This is a genomic window from Mycobacterium lehmannii (assembly GCF_001499925.1).
Taxonomy (GTDB): Bacteria; Actinomycetota; Actinomycetes; order Mycobacteriales; family Mycobacteriaceae; genus Mycobacterium; species Mycobacterium lehmannii.
In genome coordinates, this window is record NZ_LQIR01000015.1 from 66,240 (window position 1) to 72,376 (window position 6,137).

General features: G+C 66.4%; 5 protein-coding genes and 1 pseudogene. All 6 read right to left on the reverse strand.

The window, feature by feature from the left end; all coding sequences use genetic code 11:
• Positions 1-5: 5 nt before the first annotated feature.
• Complete coding sequence (locus tag AU192_RS11005) at positions 6-1,334, reverse strand: hypothetical protein (protein WP_064395968.1); 1,329 nt, start codon at positions 1,332-1,334, stop codon at positions 6-8.
• Positions 1,334-1,759 (reverse strand): cytochrome c oxidase subunit II, encoded by a 426-nt coding sequence (locus tag AU192_RS11010; RefSeq protein WP_094288205.1) that lies wholly within the window; start codon positions 1,757-1,759, stop codon positions 1,334-1,336. Before AU192_RS11010 ends, AU192_RS11005 begins: the two co-directional genes overlap by 1 nt.
• Positions 1,756-1,926 carry a hypothetical protein gene (locus AU192_RS25685; protein WP_164674037.1) on the reverse strand — a complete coding sequence of 57 codons (171 nt, stop codon included), beginning with the start codon at positions 1,924-1,926 and terminating at the stop codon, positions 1,756-1,758. The genes AU192_RS11010 and AU192_RS25685 overlap by 4 nt, the downstream gene beginning before the upstream one ends.
• Complete coding sequence (locus AU192_RS11015; protein WP_064395969.1) at positions 1,923-3,773, reverse strand: hypothetical protein; 1,851 nt, start codon at positions 3,771-3,773, stop codon at positions 1,923-1,925. The genes AU192_RS25685 and AU192_RS11015 overlap by 4 nt, the downstream gene beginning before the upstream one ends.
• Before the next feature lie 186 nt (positions 3,774-3,959).
• Positions 3,960-5,138, reverse strand: coding sequence for a zinc-dependent alcohol dehydrogenase (locus AU192_RS11020; RefSeq protein ID WP_064395992.1), 1,179 nt, complete (start codon positions 5,136-5,138; stop codon positions 3,960-3,962).
• Between the two features lie 85 nt (positions 5,139-5,223).
• Positions 5,224-6,137, reverse strand: a pseudogene (locus tag AU192_RS11025) (hypothetical protein); the annotation flags it as partial.

Below are 6,137 nucleotides of genomic sequence, written 5' to 3' on the forward strand. Positions count from 1 at the left end.
CGACGCTACCCGCCGAACAGCAGGTACAGCCCGGTGAATGTGTAGCCGACCATGACCAGCATCATCGCCAGCTGCCCGGTCAGCTGATGGGCCGACGGCAGCAGGCGCAGCGCGCGGTCATGCGCGGCGACCACACCGGCGACGTGCCCGGCCAGGACGAACCCGACCTTCAGCGTCGCCAGCACGGCAGGGTGTTGCGACAGGAAGTAGCTGACCTCTGCGTCCTGCAGCCACAACAGGTTCCACCCGCGTGCCAGCGGGTCGGCCAGCAGGATGATCGTCTGCTGACCGCGTTCGACCAGATAGGTCAGGTAGTGGGCGAACACGTAGCCGATGACGATCGGGATCAGCGAGTGCGCCATCAACCCGGGCAACCGGCGGCGCTGGTCGCGATCCACACCGCCGGTAGCGATCGAAGCGAGCCAGAAGGTTGCGGCGACGACGGCTGCGAACGTCGCCAAGCCGGCCGTCTTGATCAGGGTGGCGGTCAGCGTCGACGAAGAATGGTCGTCAACGAAGTTCCGCCATTCGGGCATGGCCGAAAAGCTGTCGAACGCAGTCGATCCCAAAAGCACCGCCATGACCACCACGAGGCCCGGGCGCACCGGAAGCGACGGGAGATGGTCGAACGGATTGCCGATCGCCACGCGGCCCGTGTCGGGGTCCCGGCGAAACGGCGAGAGCCGCGAGGCCACCACACTGTACATCTCGAACGGGTCTGCCCGCGTACACCAACGCTCACCACACACCAGCGCACCGACCAGTGTGACCACGAGGTAGATCAGCAGCCAAATGCGGATGGCGGCAAGGGAACCCGGATCGGGACTGGCCAACTCCAGCCAGACGAACGCGAACAGTCCGAAGGCCGCGGGCCAGTATCCCAGCCACGCGGGGTACGTCAGGCGCAGCGACCGCCCGCCCAGTAACCGGAGAACCGCCCGCACCGGCGATATCGCTCGCCACACCGGTCCGATGATCAGCGAGACCGCCACCAGGCCCACCCACAGCAGGACGTAGAACACGCCGGGTAGTGGATTCCTCGCGTCTTGGGGACCGAGGACGGCGGCGACACCGACCCACACCGCGAAACCCAACCCGCCGAGCGCGAGGGCCCAACGGGTCACGGGCGCATCGACCACGGCTGTCACCCAACGAGGTAGGGGGCGAACGGAATTGGCCGGATCGAACTTGGGCTTCTTCCAGGCGAGCGCCACCACCGCGAACGTGAATGTCAACGCCCATGCGGCCCCGACCACCGCGTAGGTGAACGGAATCGGCAGATCCGTCGAGCCGCCGAGACCGTGGGCCAGTACGGAGACCGACGGCCCCGACATCACTGCTGGACTTGAACGGTCGCGATGACGCGATTCAGGTCGTGCAGTTCGATCTCGACGTTGCCGGGCACGTCGACCGTGAACTGGAACTGTTGGCCAGGTGTGGGATCCACCTTGAACGTGTGCTCGGGCACTGAATGCACATGCAGTTCGTCGGCCGCGTCGCTGTTGACCCGCAGCACGATCGGCTCACCGACCTTGCCCTGAATCTGTGCGTTGGTGGGGTCGACGTTGCCGTTCTCGATCGTGACGTCGATGGTCAGGCGATCGGGCGGGCGCTGTTGATCGGGCATGTCGCCGGCGCCGACGGTCGACTGGGCGGGACTACTCGCTTCCGGTTCGGAATCGCGCGAGCCACCGCATCCGGCGACGAGAAGTGTCGCAGCGATGCAGGCCGCGCTGGAGCGGATGAGTGTCGGTTTCACGTTGTGTTTTCCCCGTTGGATTCGACTTCTCGTTTACGACGGTTCTTCACTGCTATGTAAACCACCACCCCGGCGACGATGATCGCCGGGGCGAAGGCGGGCACCGCGATCCACACCGGGTGGTCGGCGAGGATTACGACATCTGCGCTGTCCGGCGCGCCCGTCATGATTGCGCGCTGGGTTGTAGTTCGGCCTCACTTCCGCTGGGCTCGCTCCGGTTGATGCGGCCGCCACCCCAGGTGATGCCGGCGACCATGACGAGCGAGCACACGAGCACGATCAGGCATCCGATCAGCCACAACGACTGGGGGATGTCCGGGCTGCGTTCACGCTGCAGGATCGTGATCTCCGAGACGAACGGACGCGTCATGTTCGGTTCGGCGGGCACTTCCTCCGCGCCGATGCCGGGATCGCCTGCCAGGTAGATCGGCACCGCCGCCAGCATCCGGCCGTCGTGGACGCGCAGCAGCGTCTTCCATGTGCCGGAGACCGGCATCGGCTCGGTGGAGCGGTAGTGCCCGGGCCCGACCTGCTCGAGGTTGTCGACGAACATGCCTCGATGGTTGGGCAGGCCGCCCTGCCAGCCGAGCACCGAGACCCAGTTCGGATCCTCGCTCAGCAGGTTGGCGGGTGTGAGTTGCACGTCGGCGGTCACGAACCGCGCGTCGTCGTCACCGGGAGCTTCGGTCAAGACGATGGTGGCGTTGGCGTTCTCGGGAACGTTGTAGCGGAGGCCATTGGCTGTGGCGCCGCCGATCGCAAGCACGGTCAACACGACCAGCCCCACGCTGAGCGCCCGCCGCGGGAGTCGTTGTTCGGTCAACACCATGCCGACCAATGCACCGCAGGCGCCGGTCAAGATGGCGACGGGGACGGCCATCGCCAACGCCTCGGGCCAGATGCTGGTGTGCCACGGCAGGTGGTAGACGGCGTTGATCCACAGCGACTCCAGCCACAGCCCGACGGTGCCGACGCCGAGTCCGGCCACGGCACCGAAAAGTACCGGACGCTTGATCAGTGGGGTCAGGCCGAGAAGTTCGACGACGACGGCCGCACCGAGATAGAGGGGGAACCAGTTGATCGGGGCGTCGAGTACGGGACCGACGAGGAAGGCCACGATCCCGCGCAGGCCGATGGCAATGACGGCGGCGATGAGCGCCGCACCGCGGCCGAGGAAGAAGCGCGCGGCAACCAACGCGAGCGCTGCGGCTGCCGCGATCAGCATGGGTTGGAAGACCTGGCGGAACTGCGGGACGCCGAAGTCGAACTCGATCTGGTAGACGGACATACCGATCAGCACGCCGGCGAACGCCAGGTACTGGATGAATTTGAGGCCGATACCGTCGGGCGGCGTGTCAGGCGTCCGGACCCGCTTGCCCTCGAGTTCGAGGTAGGCCGCGGCCAACGTGGAAAAGCCTGCGCCACCGATCATCATCAGGTGGGTGGGGCCCCAGAGCGTGACGTCCTGTCCGAAGATTCGGTGCCAGATGTCGTCGAGTGGGAATCCGAGCAGCGCGTAGACACCGCACCCGGCCATGACGATCCCGCCCACCGGTGCGTACCAGTGGTCGGTGATGCGCACCGCGGCCGGGCCGGGGCGCTCTTCCTCGCCGCGGGGCAGCACCATCGCGGTGCAGCCGGCGAGGAAGATCCCGAACAGGCCGATGAGAATGAAGTAGTGAGCGGGGTTGGCGAGCGCGCCGTCGTCACGGCCGTTGCCGATGTGCAGGCTGACGTCCCAGATGAACCCGAACAGCGCGCAGATGATCGACGCGGTGAAGATCGCGATCGGCAGCGCCACCCATGACGGCCGCTTGAAGCGGCGACCGGACCAGTCGCCGAGACGCGCCAGCCACTCGATCTTGTGCGTGCGGTGCATCCAGCCGATCCACAACATCAATGCCGCGATCACAGCGGCGACGATCGACAAAAGGATGATCTCGTGGATGGCGGTGCCGCCGCCCTCGCTCTGCGCCAGTACCGAGATCTCTGAAGCTTTCCAAGTACTCGTCATATGCCCACCTACCCGAAGTCGGAGGAAACTCCTTACTCGTCGGTAATGTTGCCAGAACCCGCGATACCGAAACCAGGGGTATCAGGTAGCGACAACACGGATTGTCTCAAGCGTTGTGTCGGAGTGGCCGTAGCACTCGCGACGGCAGTGGTCCGGCAACGAGGGCCTCGGGCTGATCCATCGGCATCAGGGCTTCAAAATGGTCTTGACCATGCCGTCTTCCTTCTTCTGGAAGGTTTCGTACGCGCCGGGGGCGTCCTCCAGCGGAAGACGATGGGTGGCGAACTGCTCGACGCCCAGCGGATCCTCGGCGGTCAACAACGGCATGATGTCGGGCACCCACTTCTTGACGTTGGCCTGGCCCATGCGCAGCTGAATCTGCTTGTCGAACAGCGTCATCATGTTGATCGGGTCGGCGGCGCCACCGTAGACGCCAGACAGCGAGATCGTCCCGCCGCGCCGGACGAGGGCGATCGCGGAGTTCAAAGCGGCGAGCCGGTCGACGCCGGCGTTTTTCATCACGACGCGGCCGATGGGCGAGGGCAGGAAGCCGCTGGCGGTCTGCATGGTTTCGGCGACGGGAGAACCGTGCGCCTCCATGCCGACCGCGTCGATGACCGAGTCGGCGCCGCGACCCTCGGTGTGGCTCTTGACGACCTCGTCGGCGTCGTCGGTGCGAAGGTCGATCAGCTCATCGCAGTAGGCGCGAGCGCGGGAAAGCCGCTCGTCGACCAGGTCGATGCCGATGACCTTGCAGCCCTTGCGGTGTGCGGCGATACGGCAGGCCATCGAGCCGATCGGACCCAGGCCGAGGACGACCAGGGTGCCACCTTCGGGTACCGCGGCGTACTCCACGGCCTGCCATGCCGTGGGCAGGACGTCGGAAAGGTAGACGTAGCGGTCGTCGGGGCCGTCGTTGGGGACCTTGATGTGGGTGTACTGCGCCTGCGGGACGCGCAGGTACTCGGCCTGCCCGCCCGCGACCTCGCCGTAGAGCTTGGAGTAGCCGAAAAGCGCGGCGCCCGTCCCTTGGTCGCGGTTCTGGGTGGTTTCGCACTGGCTCTGAAGACCCTGGTCGCACATGAAGCAGTGGCCGCAGGAGATGTTGAACGGGATCACCACGCGGTCGCCCGGCTGTAGACCGTCGACCTGGCGCCCGACCTCCTCGACGACGCCCATCGCTTCGTGGCCCAGGATGTTGCCGGGGTTCATGAAGGCGCCGAGCACCTCGTAGAGGTGAAGGTCCGAGCCGCAGATGTTGGTGCTGGTGACTCGGATGATCGCGTCGGTCGGTTCCTTGATCGCGGGATCGGGCACGTTGTCGACGGACACTTTCCGACGACCCTGCCAGGTGACTGCTCGCATGGGCGCCTCCTCGTGGTCTGAGGGAGGCGTGCCCATTCGAGTGAGTGCCAAACTTCGGCTTGATGCTCTCAGCCGGTGGCGCCGGTCAGACGGTGGCGTCCGTGGCGATCGCGTCCTGCATGAGGACGCTCAGGTGCTGCCAGTAGATCCAGTCGGCGATGGCGGTGCGCTGGTCGGCGGCATCGGTCGCGGTATGTGCTCGGTGCAGCGCCAGTTCCTGGGCATGGTCGGCATAGGTGACAAAGCACTGCAACTGGACCGGGGCGCGGTCGGGTGAGTTGCTGAGCAAGGGACGAAAGACCTCGAACCACAGCAGCGCGCGCCGGTCTTCTGGGGGAGTGGCGTCGGTGGGCGGTGCAGGCAGCACCTCGGACAGGCCGGTGGGCGTGATAGCGGCCAATTTGCTTGCCGCGTCGGGGGATATCACCTGTAGGCGATGGCGACCGTCCATCCGGCCACTCTCGGGGATGTCGTCGGGACGCAGGACGATCCGGGGCGCGCCGGGGTCGAAGCCCTTGAACTGGTCCTCGGTCGCGATGACGGCGCGGAGTTCGGTGTTGTGGTGCTGGGCCCAACCATGAAGTGCGAGAATAGGATACGTCGCCCAGGATCCGCGAACATGAGCGGGGATCCCTTCGTCGGCGGTGGCCATCTTGACGCGGTCGGGCAGTTTGACATCCTCGGGGATGTAGCCGAGGCCGTAGTTGTTGGCGACGACGATGGTGCCGTCCTTGGCGAGGCCGGTGACCCAGTAGAACCCCATGTCGGTGATGCCGACGTTCAGGGCAGCCGCGATTCGTTGGGCGAGTTGAGTGGGATCGCTGCCGGATGGCCCGCGGAGGGTGGCGGCCGCAATGGCCTCGCGTTGGGCGCGTGCGGTCGAAACCGGACCGGGCGCAGGGGCACCCACCGTGCCGGCACCGGGTGCCGCTGTGCTGGGCGGGACGCCGGGGGCGACGTTGGCGGCCGGAGCGACTGGGGCGGCCGGCGTCCCGCCCT

Excerpts from the sequence above, each read along its gene's own strand:
- AU192_RS11005 (WP_064395968.1), bottom strand. The coding sequence starts at position 1,334 with ATGTCGGGGCCGTCGGTCTCCGTACTGGCCCACGGTCTCGGCGGCTCG.
- AU192_RS25685 (WP_164674037.1), bottom strand. The coding sequence starts at position 1,926 with ATGACGGGCGCGCCGGACAGCGCAGATGTCGTAATCCTCGCCGACCAC.
- AU192_RS11015 (WP_064395969.1), bottom strand. The coding sequence starts at position 3,773 with ATGACGAGTACTTGGAAAGCTTCAGAGATCTCGGTACTGGCGCAGAGC.
- AU192_RS11020 (WP_064395992.1), bottom strand. The coding sequence starts at position 5,138 with ATGCGAGCAGTCACCTGGCAGGGTCGTCGGAAAGTGTCCGTCGACAAC.